The following is a 16,786-nucleotide window of genomic DNA, read 5'->3' on the forward strand; positions in this document are numbered from 1 at the left end:
GCTCAACCCGGGAACGGCACGGCCTGCAGCAGCGCGGCGACCACATCGTCGGCACGCTTCTGCTCGGCCTCGGCGGCGAACGACAGCAGCAGGCGATGGCGCATCACCGGCGCGGCCAGCACCTGCACGTCCTCGCGGGTGGCGGCGAAACGGCCCTGAAGCAATGCGCGTGCCTTCGCTGCCAGCACCAGCGACTGGCCGGCACGCGGGCCGGCGCCCCACTTCACCCACTGGTTGATCGCCGCCGGTGCGCCTTCGCCAGGCCGGCTGGCACGTACCAGGCGGGTGATCCAGGCCAGCACATCGGGGCTGACATGCACCTGGCGCACCGCGGCCTGCAGTGCGATCACCGCCTCGGCATCCATCACCTTCGGCACCGTATCGGTGGCGCCGCCGGTGGTCTGCTCCAGGATCTGCCGTTCCTCGTCCTCGCTGGGGTAATCCACCAGCACGTGCAGCAGGAAGCGGTCCAGCTGCGCTTCCGGCAGCGGGTAGGTGCCGGCCTGCTCGATCGGGTTCTGCGTGGCCAGCACGAAGAACGGCGCCGGCAGCGCATGGGTGGTGCCGGCGTAGCTGACCGTGCGCTCCTGCATCGCCTCCAGCAGCGCCGCCTGGGTCTTGGGCGGGGTGCGGTTGAGTTCGTCGGCCAGCAGCAGGTTGGTGAAGATCGGGCCCTGCTGGAAGCGGAAATGGCGATGGCCAGTGCCGTGGTCTTCCTCCAGCAGCTCGGTGCCGAGGATGTCGCTGGGCATCAGGTCGGGGGTGAACTGCACGCGCCGGAACTGCAGTTCCAGGGCCTGGCCGAGCGAGCGCACCAGCAGCGTCTTGCCCAACCCGGGCGCACCTTCCAGCAGGCAGTGGCCACTGGCCAGCAGGCCGATCAGCAGCTGCTCGACCACGGTGTTCTGGCCCACCACCGCGCGTGCGAGCGCAGCGCGCAGATCGTGCAGGCGCGGCAGCAGGGAATCGAGGTCGGGGGCGGTCATGGGCGTGCAGGTCCTATCAGTTGTTCAACGCGTACATCACGATGTTGACGCCGAAGCGGGTGTTGTCTTCGGCCAGGAAACGCTTGTTGCGCCAGTCGTAGTCCCACTCGCAGCCATAGTCCTTGTTGCTGTAGAGCAGGCCCAGGCGGCCATCGACCTCGATGCCCTTCAGGTAGTCGTGCACCAGGTCGTCGCCCCAGCCGTTGAGCTCGAAGCTGGTCGCGGGCGGGCCGTCGGGGAAACGGAAGAAACTGCGGTACAGCGCGTGGCTGTTGGGCAGCTTCTGCAATGCCCTGGGCCCGAACAGGCGGCCCATCTGCGCTTCGAACGAGGTGGCGAACAACCCGTCGATGTCATGGTTGCAGTCATCGACGAAGACGAAGCCGCCGTTGCGCACGTAGCGCACGAAGTTCTGCCGTTCGGCGGCGTTGAACTCGACCAGCGTGTGCCCCGCCAGGTAGCAGAACGGCGCTTCCAGCATGCGCGGGTCGGCCAGCGCCACCACGTGTTCCTGCGGATCCACCCGCAGCGAGGTGTAGTCGATCAGCGAGGTGATCAGGTTGGACGGCATGCGCGCGTCCACGTCCCAGTCGCCGGAGTCGTACTGCAGGCGGGTGAACCAGAAGTCGTAGCGCGAACTGCGCGGGCCTGCCTGTGCCCAGGCCGGCAGCGCCGCCGCCGAAGCGGCAGCGGCCAACCAGCGCAGGCAGGCCCGGCGATCCATCAGACGGCGTCGGACAGCGAGGTGAAGGTGAAATCGCGCAGCTTCATCGGCGGAATCATCATCACGTAGCTGGATTCATCACCGGCCACGCGCACCGGCTTGCCCAGCTCTTCGATGTTGTTGAGCATGATCACCGGCGACTCGTTGAAGCGGAAGTTCTTCACCGGGTGCTTGATCTGGCCGTTCTCGATGTAGAAGGTGCCGTCACGGGTCAGGCCGGTCAGCAGCACGGTCTGCGGATCGACCATGCGGATGTACCAGGTACGGGTGACCAGGATGCCCTTCTGGGTGCCGCGCACCAGCTCGGCGGTGCTCTTGTCGCCACCGCTCATCAGCAGGTTGCCCGGCGACGCCTTGGCGGTCTTGCCCTGCTTCTGTGCCCAGAAGCGCGAGTAGTCCAGGTTGGCGATCTTGCCGTTCTCGATGATGGCCATGCGCTCGCGTGGCAGGCCCTCGTTGTCCCACGGCAGCACCGGTGCGTCCGGATGCCACGGGTCGGCGATCATGGTCACGCGCGGGTCGTAGACCTGCTCGCCCAGCTTGTTGCCGCCGCCCTTCTTGGACAGGAAGCTGCGGCCTTCATCGGCCGAACGGGCGCTGAAGAAATTCATCATGAAGCTGATCAGGCCCGCAGCCGCTGCCGGTTCCAGGATCACCGTGTACTTGCCCGGCTCCAGCGCCTTGGCTTCGGCCGATTCAGTGGCCTTGCGCATGGCGATGCGGATGTCCTGGTCCGCCTTGAAGTCCGCCGCATCCTTCAGGTTGCGGCCGACCCAGCCCGAACCACGGCCATCTTCGGTACGCACGGTGCAGGTGTAATCGAAGTTGGTGGTGCGCTGGTAGGCGAAGTTGCCGTTGCTGTTGGCGGTGGCCTGGAAGCCCTGGCCGTCTTCGAGGAAGCCGGCGGCGATCAGGCCATGGCCACGGCACGGCGCGATTGAATCGGCGGCAACCTTGGCACGAAAGGCCGGATCGATCGCGGCCGTGGATTCGCTGAAGGTCGGGCTGGCGCGGTAGCTCTGCTTGCCGATGGCCGGCATGAACTCCGGGTTCTCCGGCGCCAGGCGGGCCAGGTCTTCGGCGCGGCGCACCACGCGTTCCAGCGCGGCATCGTCGAACTCGTTGATCGAGGCGGTGCCGACGCGCTTGCCGAAGGCCACGGTGACGGCCAGTTCGGTGTTGTCGACAATGCCGCTGGTGGAAACGTTGTTCAGTGCGAAACGGATGTTGCCGTCGATCGCGCCGGCCAGCACGGCGGTGCACTCATCGGCCTTGGACAGGGCAATGACCTTGTCGAGGATGGCCTTGGCCTGGGCTTCGGTGAAGATACTCATGGTGTAAGGGCTCCTGACCGATCAGCCGAGGCTGCGTGCGGTGTTGATGACGTTGATGCCGTTGAAGCGCGCGGTGGAAGAACCGTGCGAGACCGCCGAGACCTGGCCCGGCTGGCCCTTGCCGTCGAAGAACGAACCGCCCAGGCGGTAGTCGCGCTCGTCGGCCACGGCGGTGCAGGCGTTCCAGAACTCCGGCGTGCGGATCTGGTAGGCCACGTCTTCCAGCATGCGGGTGATCTGGCCGTTCTTGATCTCGTAGAACAGCTGGCCGCCGAACTGAGCGTTGTAGCGTTGCTGGTCGATCGAGAACGAACCGTCACCGATGATGTAGATGCCGTTCTCCACGTCCTTGATCAGGTCGGGCACGCTCAGCGGCTTCTTGCCTGGCGCCATCGACACGTTGGCCATGCGCTGGAACTGCACGCTGGACCACGAGTCGGCATAGCAGCAGCCGTCGGACTCGGTCTTGCCGAGGATGTGGGCCTGGTCGCGGATGGTCTGGTAGTCCACCAGTTTGCCGCTGCTGATCAGGTCCCAGCGCTTGCACTTCACGCCTTCGTCGTCGTACGCCACCGCGCCGAGGCTGCCCGGCTGGGTCTTGTCGGCAAAGATGTTGACCAGCTCGCTGCCGTACTGGAAATGCTGTTCGCGCTTGTCCAGGGTGGCGAAGCTGGTGCCGGCATAGTTGGCTTCGTAGCCGAGCACGCGGTCCAGTTCCAGCGGGTGGCCGATCGACTCGTGGATGGTCAGCCAGGTGTGCGACGGGTCGAGAACCAGGTCGTACTTGCCCGGCTTCACAGACGGTGCCTTCAGCTTCTCCTGCGCCTGCCTGGCGGCGGCGATGGCGTCCTCCTTCATGTCGTAGGACGAGCTGTAGTTGACCACGCCATTGGGGCTGACCACCTTGCCGGCGGCGGCGCCATCCAGGTATTCGTAGCCCAGGCCCATCGGCGAGGACAGGCCCGAACGGGTACGGAACTTGCCGCTGGACTTGTCGATGGCGGTGACCGTCATCGGGGCCCAGATGCGGTGCACGTCCTGGTCGATGTAGGAGCCGTCGGTGGAGGCGAAGTACTTCTGTTCGTTGACCAGGAACAGCATCGAGTTGACGAAGCTGGCACCGGCGCCCATCGCCGCAGCGTTGACGTCCAGCAACAGGCCGACCTTGTCCTTGATCGGCACCTCCATCGCGTTCTTGCGGATCGGCGTGCGCCAGCTCACTTCGCCCACGCCCGGTGCCTTGGCCAGCTGCACCGGTGCGGTCTGCACGCCGGCGTTGGCCTTGGCGATGGCTGCCGCCTGCTGCGCGGCCTTGGCCACATCGGCAGTGCCCAGCGCGTTGGTGGCGGCGAAGCCCCACGCACCATTGACGATCACACGGATGCCCACGCCGGTGGACTCGGTGTTCACCACGTTCTGCACCTTGTCCTCGCGGGTGATCACGAACTGCCGCAGGTAGCGGCCGATGCGCACGTCGCAGTAGGTGGCGCCAGCGCTGCGTGCGGCCTGCAGGGCGGCGTCGGCCAGGCGCTTCTTCAGCGCCGGGTCAAGGCTGGACTGCAGCTGCTCGGCGGCGATCACCTTGCCGAAGAAGGAGGGCACGATCAGCCCGCCCGCGGTAAGCCCGGTCAGGGCCAGGAAGTCACGTCTTTGCAAGGCTGCTCTCCATGTCGAAGGATGGGTGGCTCAAGCGCCGAGACTGCGCGCGGTGTTGATGATGTTGATGCCGTTGAAGCGGGTGGTGGACGAACCGTGCGAAACCGCCGAGACCTGGCCGGGCTGGCCCTTGCCGTCGAAGAACGAACCGCCCAGGCGGAAGTCACGCTCATCGCAGATGGCGGTGCAGGCGTTCCAGAACTCCGGCGTACGGATCTGGTAGGCCGCATCCTCGACCATGCCGGCGATCTTTCCGTCCTTGATCTGGTAGTACAGCTGGCCGCCGAACTGCGCGTTGTAGCGCTGCTGGTCGATCGAGTACGAACCGCGGCCGTGGATCCAGATGCCGTTCTCCACGTCCTTGATCATGTCTTCGACGCTGAGCGGCTGCTTGCCCGGTGCCAGCGAGACATTGGCCATGCGCTGGAACTGCACGCTGGACCACGAATCGGCATAGCTGCAGCCATGCGATGCATCGCGGCCGAGGATGTGGGCTTCATCGCGGGTGGCCTGGTAGTCGACCAGGATGCCGTCGCGCACCAGGTCCCAGCGCTGTGTCTTCACTCCTTCGTCATCGTAGCCGACCGCACCGAGGCTGCCCGGCTGGGTCTTGTCGGCGAAGAAGGTGACGATGTCGCTGCCCCAGCGGAAGCCGGCATCGCGCTTGTCCAGCGTGGCGAAACTGGTGCCGGCGTAGTTGGCCTCGTAGCCGAGCACACGGTCCAGCTCCAGCGGGTGGCCGACGTTCTCGTGGATGGTCAGGAACAGGTTGGACGGGTCCAGCACCAGGTCGTACTTGCCGGGCTTCACCGACGGCGCCTTCAGCTTCTCGCGCGCATGGCGGGCGGCGGCGATGGCGTCCTCGACCGGGTCGTAGGAATCACGGTAGGCGGTGATGCCGCCCGGCAGCTGCACCTTGCCGCGTGCATCGCCATCCAGGAACTCATAGCCCATGCCCATCGGCGAGGACAGGCCGGCGCGGGTGCGGAACTTGCCGCTGGCCTTGTCGATGGCGGTGGCGGTGAACGGCAGCCAGATGCGGTGGATATCCTGGTCGATGAACGAGCCGTCGCTGGAAGCGAAGTACTTCTGCTCGTTGACCAGGAACAGGGTGGAATTGATGTAGTCGGCGCCCGCATTCAGCGCGGCGGCATTGAGTGCCAGCAGCAGCTCGACCTTGTCCTGGATCGGCACTGCCATCGCGTTCCTGCGGACCGGCGTCTGCCAGCGCACCTCACCGACCGACGGCGTCGGTGCCAGCTGCACCGGCCGGGTCTGGATGGCGGCGTTGGCGCGCGCGATCGCGGCGGCCTGCTCGACCGCGGCACGCACGGCGGCCTCGGTCTGCTGATGGGTGGCGGCGAATCCCCAGGCGCCGTTGACGATCACGCGCACGCCCACGCCGGACGACTCGCGGTTGGTCACATTGCCGACCTGGTGCTCGCGGGTGATGACCGATTGGTTGAGGTAGCGGCCGATGCGCACATCGCAATAGCTGGCCTTGGCGGTGCGTGCGGCTGCCAGCGCGACCTCGGCCAGGCGCCGGCGCTGGGCGGTATCGACCGGGGCCAGCAGCTGCTCGGCGGCGATGGCACGGGAATGCGGCAGCAGCAGGCCCGCCAGGCCCAGACCGGAAAAAGCCAGGAACTCACGTCGTTGCACAGCGTTTCTCTCTCTCGCTTGCGTGCGGTTGGCAACGGGCCGGACCGATCACGTCAACTGCCCGACTTTCGCCAGCGCGGCGGCTTCGGGCAAGTGACTGCAGTCATGGTTGGGGAGGGTTTCGGCAGGGCTTGCAGCCCTGCACCTGCTTCAAGCCAGGGCAACGTCAACGTCAAAAGCGGGCTATCCGTGGGTTGGTGGGGCGGTGTCGGAGTGCGGGGACGCCGCAAGTACGTCCGTGTAGCAACTGTGTTGCCGGGGAGGCCTGGCCCTCTCCGGCAGACAGGCACGGTAGTGCCGGCCGCTGGCCGGCAGCCTCTGGGGGAACGCCGCAACTGTCCTTAGGCAGGGACCGGTCCGCTTCGGGCGTCGCGTACGCGGGCGTTGAGAATCACCAGCATCTTGCGCATTACCGCCACGATGGCCACTTTTCCTTCCTTGCCGCGAGCCCGCAGCGACTGATAGAAATCGCGCAGTCGAGGTTCATGCCGCATGGCCGACATGGCGGCCATGTAAAGCACTTGGCGGATCTCGGCCCTGCCACCGTGGATGCTTCGTTTGCCGCGCATGGTCCCGCTGTCGTGGGACATGGGTGCTACACCGACCAGGCTGGCGATGGCCTTGCCGCTGATCTTCCCCAACTCGGGAGGATAGCTTGCCAATACCGCCTGCAGGCCAGAGCCAACGCCTTTCATCGACTTCAGGACAGCCAGTTGAGGCTGATGGGCAACCTGCTCGGCAATTTGCTTTCCCAGACGTTCAACCAGCGTCTGCAAGCGGGTGATGTTGGCCTGCAGTAGCCGGCGCAATTCACGATCACCGACCATTTCCTGCTGCTGCCGCGCGATGGTCAGCGCGTGCATCGCCTGTCGACGTGCCCGCACGAATTCCCGCATTTTCTGCTGCCAAGGCTCCAGCGGTTGGTAGGCGGGCAGTTTCACCAAGGCTGCCATCTGCGCCAATGCATAGGCATCCAACCGGTCGGTCTTGGCCATCTGGCCCATCCCCTGGGCCAGCCTGCGGGCCCGCAGGGCATTGGCGCGGACCACCGGATGGCCCGCTGCGTGCAGAAAATCCAGCACCGGCCGCTCGTAGCCGCCGGTGGCCTCCAGCACGATCTGGCTGACCGGACGCTTCTTCAGCCAATCATCCAACTCAGAAAAGCCGGAGCGGCTATTCCAGACCTGCAGGGTCTCTCCGTCCGTCGTGCCGACATCCAGTTGGCGCTTGCTGACATCAATCCCGATCCCGTTCATTACCGGACTCCGTATAGTCTGGAAGGGTCGAGAGCTCCCCCGCTTGCCCAGTCTTATCACTGCGAGTGTCAGCTCCAGCAACTGTTCGGGCGGATCAAGGGAGATTCCGGCGTGGGCGCCAAGCTACATGGCGATCGTCGAGATCCAGGCTTGTACGGCGGCCCACGCCGGCTCTCGGCACCTACGCTGCCAGATTCCGATCAGATAAGGCTTGGCAGCCGCATCCATGCGGCTGACACCCCGCAATCCGACACCGCCCCACCTTCGACAGGTTCCGTGTGCTGTTGGTGGGTGTCGACCTTGGTCGACACAATCTGTCAGATATCGAAATGAATCCGGGGTCAGATCCGTTTTCCTGCGGAAAACGGATCTGACCCCAAGAGTCATTCCAACAGACCGCAGAAAGCTGTCGAAGGCGGGGTGGGTCCGGTTGCGGGGGTGTCCGCGGCATGGATGCCGCGGCCAAGCCCCCAAGGACGGGTTTACGGCGTCCCCCGCAACCGGGCCCACCCCGCCAACACGCGGAATGCCAGTTTTTGAAGTTGCTCTGGCTCTGGCTCCGGCTTCGGCGGGTGCAGGGCGCAGCCCTGTCGAGCAACACCCCCTCGTGCACAATGGGGCCGACCCCGCCTGGACCCCGTCCTGATGTCGAGCAAGCCGTATTCAGAAGCCTGCGAGCGCAACCGCGAGCCGATCGCTGCCGCACTCGACCCATGGATGGGCGACCGCCACCGGGTGCTGGAAATCGGCAGCGGCACCGGCCAGCACGCTGCCTTCTTCACCGAGCGTTGGCCGTGGCTGCGCTGGCAGCCCAGTGATCATCCGGACCACCTGCCCGGCATCGAAGCGTGGCGTGCCGAAGCGGCCTTGCTGAATCTGCTGCCGCCGCTGGCGCTGCAGGTGGAACTGCCTCCGGCGCCCGGGTTGAGGCTGCCGGAGGGAAGTACGTTCGACGCCGCATTCAGCGCCAACACGCTGCACATCATGAGCTGGGACCACGTACAGGCGCTGTTCGCCGCGCTGCCACCGGTGCTGCGCCGTGGCGCGCTGCTGGCGGTCTACGGTCCGTTCAACTACGGCGGCCGCTACACCAGCGACAGCAACGCGCAGTTCGATGGCTGGCTGAAGGCGCGCGACCCCCGCAGCGGTATCCGCGATAGCGAAGCGGTGCAGGCGCTGGCGGCCGACAATGGCTTCACCCGCCTGGGCGACGTGGCGATGCCGGCCAACAACCGGCTGCTGTTGTGGCGGTTGGGCTGAACCGCCGGTAGTGCCGGCCGCTGGCCGGCATTCGATTGCCAGGAAGATGCCGGCCAGCGGCCGGCACTACCTGTTTCGCGGTGTTACGCCACCTGCACGATATGCAGCGCCTTCGGGTTGCGCCACTGCGCCAGCAGGGCGGCTTCACGCGCCTTGGCCTGTTCGAAGTGGGCTTCCTTGACGTGGCCGAAGCCGCGGATGTGCTCGGGAATGCTGGCAATCTCCACCGCCAGCGCCAGGCGGTCGTCGTCCAGGCCGTCCAGCAGCACCTGCACGGTCGCCTCGTAGTCGCCGATCAGCTTGCGTTCCATGCGGCGCTCTTCGGTGCGACCGAACACGTCGAAGCGTCCGCCGCGCAGGAACTTCAGCTTCGCCAGCAGGCCGAACGCCTTGAACATCCACGGGCCGTATTCCTTCTTCAGCAGCCGGCCCTGCTCGTCCTTCTTCGCGAACAGCGGCGGCGCCAGGTGGAAGCGCAGCTGGTAGTCGCCCTCGAACTGCTGCTGCAGGCGGCGCTGGAAGTCGCCGCTGGTGTACAGGCGGGCCACTTCGTACTCGTCCTTGTAGGCCATCAGCTTGAACAGGTAGCGGGCCACGGTCTCGGTCAGTGCGGTGGAACCGCCGATGCGGTCGGCCTCGGTGGCGCGCACGCGTGCCACCAGATCACGGTAGCGGTTGGCATAGGCGGCATCCTGGTACTCGACCAGGAAGGCGGCGCGACGCTCGATCATTTCGTCCAGCGAACGCGACAGGCGCGCGTCGTCCAGCGGCAGGAAGGCCACGTCGCCGCCATGCGAGGGCAGACCGCGCAGTTCGCGTTCGTCGCCGGTGTTGCGCGGCGCCGCGGTGGCGCCCCACTCGTTGCCTTCCCACTCGCCCGGCGGCAGCGGGTGCAGCGGGCCCGGGGTGGATTCGGTATCGGTATGGCGGTTGCGCACCAGGCCGGCGGCCTGCTGCACGGCCTGCGGATCGACCACGGCCAGGCGGCCCCAGGCGAAGGCCTGCTGGTTCATCGCCACGGCCGCGCCGTTCAACTCGATGGCGCGCATCAGCGATTCGAACGACAGCGGCACCAGGCCCTGCTGCCAGGCGTAGCCGAGGATGAACAGGTTGGCGGCGATGGCATCGCCCAGCAGCGCGGTGGCCAGCTGGGTGGCATCCAGCAGCAGCGGCTCCTGGCCGCCCAGGGCCACGCGCACGCCGGCGACGATGTCGGCGGCGGGGAACTGCATGTCCGGACGGGTGGTGAAGGTGCCCGGCATCGCTTCGTAGGTGTTCAGCACCACCTGCGAACGACCGGCGCGCACCTTGGACAGTGCCCAGTAGTCGTTGACCACCACCATGTCGCAGCCCAGCACCAGGTCGGCCTCACCGGCGGCGATGCGCACGGCGTGGATGTCATCCGGGCGGCGTGCGATGCGGATGTGCGTGGTCACCGCGCCACCCTTCTGCGCCAGTCCGGTCTGATCGAGCACGGTGGCGCCCTTGCCTTCCAGGTGGCCGGCCATGCCCAGCAGCGCGCCGATGGTCACCACGCCGGTACCGCCGACGCCGGTGATCAGGATGTTCCAGGGCTGTTCCAGCGTGCCGCGGATGGTCGGCGCCGGCAGGTTGTCCAGCAGCGTGGAGGCATCACGCTTGCTGCCCTTGCGCGGCTGGCCGCCGTGCACGGTGACGAAGCTCGGGCAGAACCCGTTCACGCAGGAATAGTCCTTGTTGCAGTTGGACTGGTCGATCTCGCGCTTGCGCCCGAACTCGGTTTCCTTCGGCAGCACCGACACGCAGAAGCTCTTCTTGCCGCAGTCGCCGCAGCCCTCGCAGACCAGCGAGTTGATCAGCACGCGCTTCTGCGGGTCTTCCAGCTTGCCGCGCTTGCGGCGACGACGCTTCTCGGTGGCGCAGGTCTGTTCGTAGATCAGGATGGAAACACCCTTCACCTCGCGCAGGCGCTTCTGCACGGCGTCCAGCTCGCTGCGGTCGTGGAACTCGACGTCGCTGGGGAAATGCTCGCGCTGGCCGGTCCACTTGCCGATGTTGTCCGACAGCACCACGATGGTGTGGATGCCTTCGGCGCGCATCTGCTTTGCAATGTCCGGCACGCTCAGCGGTCCGTCCACCGGCTGGCCGCCGGTCATCGCTACCGCATCGTTGTAGAGGATCTTGTAGGTGATGTTGACCCCGGCGGCGACTGCCTGGCGGATCGCCAGCGAACCGCTATGGAAGTAGGTGCCGTCGCCCAGATTCTGGAACACGTGCGGGGTGTCGGTGAACGGCGCCTGCCCGGCCCAGGTCACGCCTTCGCCGCCCATGTGGGTGAAGGTGTCGGTGCTGCGGTCCATCCAGGTCACCATGTAATGGCAACCGATGCCGGCCAGCGCACGCGACCCTTCCGGCACCTGGGTGGAGGTGTTGTGCGGGCAGCCGGAGCAGTAGTGCGGCACGCGCGGGAAACTGGCGCGCGGCAACGCAAGCTCGGCTTCCTTTTTCTGCATCCACTGCAGGCGCTGCTCGATCGATTCGTTGTTGAAGAACTTCTGGATGCGGCGGCCGATCACGCCGGCGATGGTGGCCGGGGTCAGTTCGCCGGTGGACGGCAGGATCCACTCGCCGCTCTCGTCGTACTTGCCGACGATGGACGGGCGCTGGCCCCAGCTGGCCGGCCAGTTGAAGAACTGCTCCTTCATCTGGCGCTCGATGAAGGCACGCTTCTCCTCCACCACGATGATGTCTTCCAGGCCCTGCGCGAAGCGCGCGATGCCTTCCGGCTCCAACGGCCAGGTCATGCCGACCTTGTACACGCGGATGCCGATGTCGGCGCACGCCGCTTCGTCCAGGCCCAGGTATTCCAGCGCCTGCAGCACGTCCAGGTAGCTCTTGCCGGTGGTGACGATGCCCAGCCGCGCGCGTGGCGCATCCATCACCACCTTGTCGATGCCGTTGGCACGGGCGAACGCCTGCGCGGCCTTTACCGCATAGCGGTGCAGGCGCATCTCCTGGTCCAGCGGCGGGTCCGGCCAGCGGATGTTGAGGCCACCCGACGGCATCTCGAAATCTTCCGGCAGCACGATGCGGCGTGCCATCGGATCGACCTGCACCGAGGCCGACGATTCCACCGTCTCGGCGATGGTCTTGAAGCCGACCCAACGGCCGGTGTAACGGCTCATCGCCCAGCCCAGCAGGCCCATGTCGAGGATGTCCTGCACGCCGGCCGGGTTCAGCACCGGCATCATCGCGCTGACGAACTCGTCCTCGCTGCCGTGCGGCAGCGTCGAGCTGCGGCAGGCATGGTCATCGGCAGCCAGCGCCAGCACGCCGCCGTAGCGCGAGGTGCCGGCCGCGTTGGCATGCTTGAACACGTCGCCGCAGCGGTCCACGCCCGGGCCCTTGCCGTACCACATGCCGAACACGCCCTGCACGTTGGCGCCGGGGAACAGGTTGGTCTGCTGGGTGCCCCACACCATGGTGGCGCCCAGATCCTCGTTCAGGCCAGGGGTGAATTTCACCTTCGCCGCTTCAAGATGCTTGCGCGCGCGCCACAGTTCCAGGTCGAAGCCACCCAGCGGGCTGCCACGATAGCCGCTGACGAAGCCGGCGCTGTCGATGCCTTCGGCGGCATCGCGCAGGCGCTGCATCAGTGGCAACCGCACCAGCGCCTGCACGCCACTCAGGTAGATCCGCCCCTCGTTGCGGGTGTACTTGTGGTCGAGCGTGTAATCACGGTCGAGCAGGTCGGCGGAAGAGGGCGAAGTGAGTTGCGCGGTACTGGTCATGGCTGGCCCGGTAGGATCGGCTGGCACCGGCCGCGTGCAGGCACGCGGCGGGAAAGGCGCGAATTGTAGCAGCGGGGCCGTGGTGGTCCCGGCACTCGCGCCCGCGCCGCTGCTGGGGTTAGGATCGGGGCGAGAGAGGGAGGCTGCGGTTGTGCAGCCTGGGGAGAAGGGATGTCAGTTCCAGGAAAGATCCTGGCCAGCGTGCTGCTGGCCTCGGGAGCGGCCACGGCGTGGGCCGCGCCGGCCATGCCGGTACCACAGGAGTTCTACTTCGACAGCGACCTGGCGGCGGCACCGATGGTGGCGATGCAGGGCGAGGGCGATGAGCTGGTGACCCAGCTGGTGAGGCTGCGCGAGCGCGGCCGGCGCGCGGTGGAAGCTACCGTGCAGCTGGCTTCGGTGGCCAGTACCCAGGGCCGTGCCGAGCTGGCCGACCAGCTGTACGGCGAGGCGTTGAAGGAGGCACCGGCACAGAGCAGCGCGGGCCGCAGCGTGCGCTGGAACTACGGCTGGGACCTGCTGCGCCAAGGCAAGCCGGAGGCCGCGCTGGAGCAATGGCTGTCTTCGGCCGGCAATGCGCGCAGTAAGCCCAGCTGGGTGCCACCGACCTATGCGCTGGCGCTGTGGCGGATGGGGCAGAAACAGGAAGCGGTGCAGTGGTATGCCGCGGCGGTGCGCACCGAGCCGTCGCAATGGAGCACCAGCGCCAATTACGCGCAGCTGCTGCCGCAATGGCGCGAGGATGAGCGTGCGTCGTTGGCCGAAGTGCAGCAGGCGTGGGTGGCTGCCCCGCCGGCCTGGCCCTGAGGGAGGGGGTCCGGCCGGGTTGCACCCGGCACCCGCAGAAGCAACAGCCCAAGCAACAGCGGGCTTCCTGTGGGATGGCGGGGCACTGCGGGTTTGCGGGGCCGCCGTAAACCCATCCATGGGGGCTTGGTCGCCGCATCCATGCGGCTCACACCCCGCAAACCCACAGTACCCCGCCTTCGACAGGTTCCGGCGGCTGTTGGTAGGTGTCGACCTTGGTCGACACGGTAGATCCACGCCATGCGTGGATGAATCTGCATCGGAATCGAATACGGGAAATCTGATCGAAGAGCAGCCGAGCGTGGGCTCGGCTCTACAGAAAAGCGGCCAGCCAACCGGTTCTGCTTTTGCTCTTGCTCTTCTTCTTTCTTCTACGTGGCTGATCGCCCCCGGAAACCGTCAGAGGCCGGGCGGGGTGGGTTCGCGGGGGTGTCCGCGGCAGGGATGCCGCGGCCAAGCCCCCATGGATGGGTTTACGGCGTCCCCCGCGAACCCACCCTGCCCGGCCAACCACGGCTGTTGCTTTGAGCGATCAACCACGAGGGGCTGCGCCGTTCGCGGGAAAACTCAATCGTCCGCGGAAACCGTCCGCCCCGACGCCCACGCCCGCAGGGCCTCCACCTGCTCGGCCATCAGCACCGACAGCGGCCGCGTGGCGCGGATCTCGTTCATCAGCAGCTCGGTATCCAGCGGCCGGCCCTCGGCATGCGCCGCGTACAGCCCGGCCACGATCGCCTGCTCGATCTCGGCGCCGGAGAACCCATTGGCGGCAGCCGCCAGCGCCGGTAGCGCGAAGTCGTCGGCGTTGAGCTGGCGCCGGCCCAGGTGCAGCCGCAGCAGCTCCACGCGCACCTCAGGCGAGGGCAGGTCGACGAAGAAGATCTCGTCGAAGCGGCCTTTGCGCAGCAGCTCGGCAGGCAGCTCGTGCACCTGGTTGGCAGTGGCCACGATGAACACTGGTGCCTTGCGCTCGGCCATCCAGGTCAGCAGATGGCCGAGCACGCGGCGCGACACGCCGCCGTCTTCGCCACCGCTGGCCAGGCCCTTCTCGATTTCGTCCATCCACAGCACGCAGGGCGCCAGCTGCTCGGCCGAGGCCAGGGCCTGGCGCAGGTTGGCCTCGGTCTCGCCGTGGTATTTGTTGTACAGCGCGCCGACGTCCAGGCGCAGCAGCGGCACACCAAAGCCGGCAGCGGTGGCCTTGGCCAGCATCGACTTGCCGCAGCCCTGCACGCCCAGCAGCAGCATGCCGCGCGGCGGGTCCAGCCCGGCCGGTGCGGAGCCAGCGATGAACGCCACCCGCCGCTGGTTGATCCAGCGCTTGAGCCGGTTGGCGCCGGCCACGTCGCCGAAGCGCGCGCTGTCATGCTCGAAGAACAGGTGCCCGCTGCGGTTGAGCAGCTCGAACTTCAGCCGTGCCAGCTGCGGCAGGTCGTCGTCGCGCAGCGCGCCATCGGCGTAGATCAGCTGGCGCGCGATGCGGCGGGCGTCGACCAGGCTCAGGCCCTGCAGGTTCTTCAGGATCTTCTTCACCGCCTCGCTGTCGACCTCGACCCGGCGGCCGCCATGCTCCCGGGCGTAGGCATCGGCCTCCTCGCGCAGCATCTTCAGCAGGGCATTTGCGTCGGGCAGGCGCGGGTTGAAGCGTACCGCCAGCGCTTCCAGCTCGGCCGGCAGTTCCACCTTGGCACCGATCAGCACCAGCACATGAGGTTCGCTGTGGCGGCGCTGGATCAGGTCGCGCAGGGCGCGCTGGTGGCTGGCATAACCCAGGTAGGGGTGGAAATCGAGGAGCAGGTAGACCCCGCGCTGCCCGGCCTGGCGGATCATCTGCAGGGCCGCGCTGGCGTCGGGTGGCCCGACCGGCGGATCTTCGCTGTCCAGGTCGATGCGGCGCAGGCCCTCGGTGATCGACCAGCGGTGCAGCGCCCGCCACACGTGCATCAGCGTCTGCCGGAACAGATCGACGATGCGACCCTCGTCCTGGGTCTCGATGACGATCAGGGGGGTGTTGGCGCGGATCAGTGCGCTCAGGTCCTGCAGCTCGCTCATGCCGGTTCGATCCTTCGGGGGCGCCACGATAGCAAAGGCGATGGCCACAGGTTCAGCGCAGTGCTACCTCCCGTCACCACCGCCGGTGTACGCTCGGGGCACGTACCCGGAAGCGAGGCTGGCATGAAGACGATCCTGGTGGCCGGTTCCAAGGGCGGGGTGGGCAAGACCACCGTCGCCACCCACCTGGCCGCGTACGCGGCATTGCAGGGCAAGGCCACGGTGATCGCCGATGCCGACCCGCAGGGCTCCAGCACCCGCTGGGCACAACGGCGTGCCGGGCTGGAAAGCGCGGTGCTCCCCATTGATGTGTATCGGAAGAAGCAGTGGGCACAGAAGCTGCCCGACGGCACCGAAACCGTCATCATCGACGCACCGGCCGGTGCGTTGGCCGACGATATCCCCCATTTCCTTGACGCTGCCGACGCGGTGGTGGTGCCGGTGCTGCCCTCGGCGCTGGACATCGAAGCCATCGTCGGCTTCCTCAACAGCCTGGCCCAGAACCCGCGGGTGCACAGCCGCAAGCTGCCGGTCGGGCTGGTCCTGAACCGCACCAAGCCCTGGACCCAGACCTCGCAGCAGGCGCTGCAGATGCTGGCCGAATGGCCGTACCCGGTGGTCGCGCAGCTGCGTGACAGCCAGAGCTACGTGGTCATGACCGGCCTCGGCCGCAGCCTGTTCGACTACCGCTCCGCCCAGGTGCGCGAGCACCAGGCCGACTGGGAGCCGCTGCTGTCCTGGCTCAAGCTTTGATGCCTGCGTCACTCTTTCTGCTGCATCCTCTTCTTCATGGAAACCCGCGATGCGTGAACTGATCCTGCTGCGCCATGCCCATGCCGAACCGGCTACCCCCGGCCAGGCCGACCTCGACCGGCCGTTGTCGCCGGTGGGGCTGGCCGAAGCCGAAGCCGCCGGCAAGTGGCTGAAGGAAAACAACCTGCTGCCGGACTGCGTGCTGTGTTCACCGGCGCGGCGTACCCGCGAAACCCTGGAAGCCGTGCTCGGCACCATCGGTTACGTGGAAAAGCGCCTGGAAGACCGCATCTACGAAGCCACCCCCGGCACCCTGGCGGCATTGGTGGACGACCGCCGTGATCTGGACCGGGTGCTGATCGTCGGCCATAACCCGGGCCTGGAGCGGCTGGTGGCGTTGATGACCGAGGGCACCAGCAGCGACTACCGTGGCATGCCGCCGGCGGGCATCGCCGTGCTCGGCTTCCCGCGTGAGGCCTCGATCGAGCCAGGCGTGGCCAGCCTGAACGCATTCTGGTGGCCGTGA

The 16,786-nt window shown here is 67.0% G+C and carries 12 protein-coding genes; 4 read left to right on the plus strand and 8 right to left on the minus strand.

What is annotated here, in order from left to right:
* Positions 1-2 precede the first annotated feature (2 nt).
* The 6 genes from QP552_RS00415 to QP552_RS00440 all read right to left on the minus strand — a co-directional run bounded on the left by QP552_RS00415 (position 3) and on the right by QP552_RS00440 (position 7,618).
* A complete protein-coding gene (locus QP552_RS00415) occupies positions 3-986 on the minus strand; it encodes a MoxR family ATPase (protein ID WP_286074654.1) in 984 nt (327 codons plus the stop codon).
* A gap of 16 nt (positions 987-1,002) precedes the next feature.
* Complete coding sequence (locus tag QP552_RS00420) at positions 1,003-1,710, minus strand: DUF4159 domain-containing protein (protein WP_049430856.1); 708 nt, start codon at positions 1,708-1,710, stop codon at positions 1,003-1,005.
* Entirely contained in the window at positions 1,710-3,044 is a 1,335-nt protein-coding gene (locus tag QP552_RS00425; RefSeq protein ID WP_106550556.1) for a TldD/PmbA family protein, read from the minus strand. The genes QP552_RS00420 and QP552_RS00425 overlap by 1 nt, the downstream gene beginning before the upstream one ends.
* A gap of 21 nt (positions 3,045-3,065) precedes the next feature.
* A complete protein-coding gene (locus tag QP552_RS00430) occupies positions 3,066-4,700 on the minus strand; it encodes a TldD/PmbA family protein (RefSeq protein WP_286074657.1) in 1,635 nt (544 codons plus the stop codon).
* Positions 4,701-4,730: 30 nt separating this feature from the next.
* The gene (locus QP552_RS00435) at positions 4,731-6,362 is read right to left on the minus strand and encodes a TldD/PmbA family protein (RefSeq protein ID WP_286074659.1); all 1,632 of its coding nucleotides are present in this window, start codon (positions 6,360-6,362) and stop codon (positions 4,731-4,733) included.
* 341 nt (positions 6,363-6,703) lie between these two features.
* Complete coding sequence (locus QP552_RS00440) at positions 6,704-7,618, minus strand: IS110 family transposase (protein WP_286074661.1); 915 nt, start codon at positions 7,616-7,618, stop codon at positions 6,704-6,706.
* 645 nt (positions 7,619-8,263) lie between these two features.
* Between QP552_RS00440 and QP552_RS00445 the strand changes: the two genes are divergently transcribed.
* Positions 8,264-8,878 carry a DUF938 domain-containing protein gene (locus tag QP552_RS00445; RefSeq protein WP_111112285.1) on the plus strand — a complete coding sequence of 205 codons (615 nt, stop codon included), beginning with the start codon at positions 8,264-8,266 and terminating at the stop codon, positions 8,876-8,878.
* Between the two features lie 83 nt (positions 8,879-8,961).
* On the opposite strand, the gene QP552_RS00450 is transcribed toward QP552_RS00445, so the two are convergent.
* Positions 8,962-12,648, minus strand: coding sequence for an indolepyruvate ferredoxin oxidoreductase family protein (locus QP552_RS00450; protein ID WP_111112286.1), 3,687 nt, complete (start codon positions 12,646-12,648; stop codon positions 8,962-8,964).
* Between the two features lie 171 nt (positions 12,649-12,819).
* On the opposite strand from QP552_RS00450, the gene QP552_RS00455 reads away from it, so the two are divergent.
* On the plus strand, positions 12,820-13,455 hold the full coding sequence (locus QP552_RS00455; protein ID WP_111112287.1) for a tetratricopeptide repeat protein: 636 nt from the start codon (positions 12,820-12,822) through the stop codon (positions 13,453-13,455).
* Positions 13,456-14,022: 567 nt separating this feature from the next.
* On the opposite strand, the gene QP552_RS00460 is transcribed toward QP552_RS00455, so the two are convergent.
* Positions 14,023-15,507: an AAA family ATPase gene (locus QP552_RS00460; RefSeq protein WP_111113342.1), complete on the minus strand. Its 1,485-nt coding sequence runs from the start codon at positions 15,505-15,507 to the stop codon at positions 14,023-14,025.
* Positions 15,508-15,630: 123 nt separating this feature from the next.
* Here QP552_RS00460 and QP552_RS00465 point away from each other — a divergent pair, with 123 nt between their 5' ends.
* A complete protein-coding gene (locus tag QP552_RS00465; protein WP_049446080.1) occupies positions 15,631-16,260 on the plus strand; it encodes a ParA family protein in 630 nt (209 codons plus the stop codon).
* A 49-nt stretch (positions 16,261-16,309) separates the two neighbouring features.
* The gene (locus tag QP552_RS00470) at positions 16,310-16,786 is read left to right on the plus strand and encodes a histidine phosphatase family protein (protein ID WP_005407539.1); all 477 of its coding nucleotides are present in this window, start codon (positions 16,310-16,312) and stop codon (positions 16,784-16,786) included.

Source organism: Stenotrophomonas sp. 59, assembly GCF_030291095.1.
GTDB classification, from domain to species: Bacteria; Pseudomonadota; Gammaproteobacteria; order Xanthomonadales; family Xanthomonadaceae; genus Stenotrophomonas; species Stenotrophomonas maltophilia_Q.